Annotated in this window: 3 protein-coding genes and 1 pseudogene; 1 reads left to right on the forward strand and 3 read right to left on the reverse strand. The window is 57.5% G+C overall.

Annotation, left to right across the window (positions count from 1 at the left end):
* Together CXY72_RS19385 and CXY72_RS00180 are read right to left on the reverse strand one after the other, a co-directional pair.
* The coding region (locus CXY72_RS19385; protein WP_158252394.1) for a transposase at positions 1–115 on the reverse strand (115 nt) is incomplete at its 3' end.
* 244 nt (positions 116–359) lie between these two features.
* Complete coding sequence (locus tag CXY72_RS00180) at positions 360–1616, reverse strand: GAF domain-containing protein (RefSeq protein WP_158252395.1); 1257 nt, start codon at positions 1614–1616, stop codon at positions 360–362.
* Between the two features lie 535 nt (positions 1617–2151).
* On the opposite strand from CXY72_RS00180, the gene CXY72_RS19390 reads away from it, so the two are divergent.
* Positions 2152–2292, forward strand: a complete 141-nt coding sequence (locus tag CXY72_RS19390; protein WP_158252396.1) for a hypothetical protein — start codon at positions 2152–2154, stop codon at positions 2290–2292.
* A 396-nt stretch (positions 2293–2688) separates the two neighbouring features.
* Here CXY72_RS19390 and CXY72_RS00185 read toward each other — a convergent pair.
* Positions 2689–2893 (reverse strand): annotated as a pseudogene (locus CXY72_RS00185) (aldehyde dehydrogenase); the annotation flags it as partial.

Consider the following 2893-nt stretch of genomic DNA (forward strand, 5'->3'; position numbering starts at 1 on the left):
CTCCGTTGATGCCGAGCTCACGGGCCACGGTCGCAACGGCCCTGCCGGTGTTGATCACCAGCTTGACGGCCTCGTCTTTGTACTCAGGAGTGAACTCCCTGCGTGTCTTTCCCATGTGAACATTCTCTCTTGTGAGGTGTGCACTCAACGGGGGCAAGGCCAGTTGGGCCCGCGTGCGCATGCATGCTCGTGCTTTCGTTGGCGTTTTTCCCCTTATGGGTCATAATTCCAGGCGCGCTTGGTCGGGCAATTTTTTACGTAATTTTTTTATGGCCTGTCATCGCTGAGAAACAAGATGATCGCATCATGCGTATGTCATTTACAGCAGATATGCATCCGGCCAACGCGCGATCTTATAGTCAGCCTCGCGATTTCTTTCCCTCATCAACGTTTGGCAAGTACTTCCACAATTCTCGCTCCGCCAAGTGCGCGAATTCACGGAGGAACGCCACGTTGACATCGTCCGCCCGTCGCCGAGGCTGCGAATCGATCACGCAGAGGCTCCCGATGCGTTGTCCCAACCGTGATTCGATGGGAAATCCTGCATAGAAACGGATATGCGGGTCACCCACCACCAAGGGGTTGTCCCGAAACCTGTCGTCGTCTCGTGTGTCGCGCACCACCAAGGCCGTATTGCCCAAGATTGCGAGATCGCAAAAGGACGCCGCCCGAGTAGTCTCCGCCAGACCTGCCCCTGCTCGCGCGAGGTACCACATGCGATCATGATCGAGCACCGTGATCAGCGCGCATTCCGCATTGAACACCTGTTTCACTAGAGATACAATCCGCTGCAAACCAACGCGCGCTTCACCCGGCAGGAGGTGCAGCTCGTCAACGACCTCCTGACGATCGGTCTCCTGACGATCGGCCTCCACGGTCCTTCGATGAACCAGGGTATGCCGTCGGTCTCCGTCGAGATGGTTCAGCGCGGTGAGTCGTGGGGCAAGAGTTTCACCGATGACGTTCGCCCACTGCACGTATTGCAACGACTCAGGAATATTCTTTGACGACGGCGCCGACAACCCGGGAAGCGAGAGGAAAGTCACGCGCTGATCCTTGGCACACAACTCAAACGTGGCACGATCAAGCATCAGCGCTCGCTTCACTTTCAGAGCGCCAACTCTCAAGCCAGGGGCAGCCAAAGATCGAAGCGGACTCGCTCCGACCACGATAATTTCGGAGTCTACTGGCAAATTCTTTCTCAGCATCGACAAAACGCTAGACATCCCCGAGCACCATTTGTGCACCGCGGTCAGCCGCAACGCCTCGTTCATCCCGACCATCAGAACGACCGCGTCGTACCGAAGTAGATCTCTCTCGTTAACAACCAGACTCACCCCTGTGAAGTCCATGCCCGGCTCAGCAATGAGATCCACATCGCATCCGCGATCCGTGAGCACTGCGAGGGCGCGGGCCAGCGCGCCAGGCAATGCCAGTTCGTGGGTCGTGACGCCCCACCCGACCGCCGGCCCCGCACCGATGAGGAGAACCCGGTCTGGATCGCACCCCGAAGCGTGACCCCGCGGCGCATCCCGAGGTCGGAAAAGATCGATTGTCGGTAGACCGGCCACCATCGACGGCATCAGCAGCCGAACACGTTCGCGAAACGTCGACAAAATCCTACTCCCCCTCCCTAACTGAACTGCCCGAAATCCGAAGAAACGAATCCAGATTCTAACCGGGAGAGTCAAGAGCGCAGGAAGATCGTGCCGTCGCATGAACCTGCACATATTGAATATCCCCTCAATTTCACAGCCCAGCGGACCCTGAATACGTCCAGTCGCTTGTCTTCCTCAACTAACGCAAAATTTGCCGTTTCGGTCAAGCTGCCACCACCGATATTGAGCACGACCATCAACAAGCGAAGGTATCGCGCGTCAAAGAGCGCCCAATAACGAAGGTATCCCGTGTATAACGAACCTGATAACCCCCAGATCACGTCCGGATACCCCCGAAACGGGGTCCCCCACTGTCTAAGGCTTCGAGGACTCTTCGAAGAAGACACCCTCTGCATTCACGCCGTGTCCGTCAGTTCACGCACGGCCGTCGGCGCGCGCGTCTCTTTGCTCTGGTGTCATTTGGTAGCGGTGGTCGAAAGGGCTTATGAAAAAAGTGGTCGTGAGACTATGACACCGGTTTAGGCGACGACCGATGATCGTTCTCTTCAGCCTGAACCTGCGCGGTCAGCTAACCGCCGCCCTCGTAGATTCGATGGCTTGCACAAAGCAGGTCATTCACGTTCTGCAGCGTAGCAGAAACTTCTTCCACCTGGTTACCCTTGATGCCCGCTAGTCCGCTCGTCTTTTTGACGCCAACACACGCCCGGGAAACGAAACGCACGACGTTGGTAGCGGCAACGAATTCACCAGCCACCCCTACCCACGTGCAAGCGCTGGCGGATCGGCCGCGCCGCCAGGCACACCAGCTAAAGCCCTGCCTGCCACGTGCGCGATCACGGCCGTCCCACGTCGTAAACCGTTTTTACATGTGCGTCTTCGGCCCTACCCCTTCTGCTTAGGAACGCCGGTTTTCGCAGGTTACGGTGCCAACCCAAGACATACAAACTTGCGCTACTTTGACGCACGCCCAGGCGCGCGGCAGGGGAACTTTGCGGTCTGGTTCTCCCTGCCGCGTGTGCCGTGATTTGAACCAAAAGGTCTGAATCAAACGGATCGCTGAGGTGTTGGTCTATTCGGGTTTGAGGATGACTTTGGTCCACCCGTCGTTGCGGTCGCCGAAGTTCTTGTAGGCATCCACGGCTTTACTGAGCGGGACCTCGTGCGAAACGATCCACGACGGCTTGGCTTTGCCGACGGCAATCAGGTCGCGCAGTTGCCGATTATATTTCTTCACCGGGCATTGGCCGCTGCCCATGCTCTGGCCTTTGAGCCAC

Source organism: Cryobacterium sp. Y57, assembly GCF_002929505.1.
Lineage (GTDB): Bacteria > Actinomycetota > Actinomycetes > Actinomycetales > Microbacteriaceae > Cryobacterium.

Excerpts from the sequence above, each read along its gene's own strand:
- CXY72_RS19390 (WP_158252396.1), top strand. The coding sequence starts at position 2,152 with ATGATCGTTCTCTTCAGCCTGAACCTGCGCGGTCAGCTAACCGCCGCC.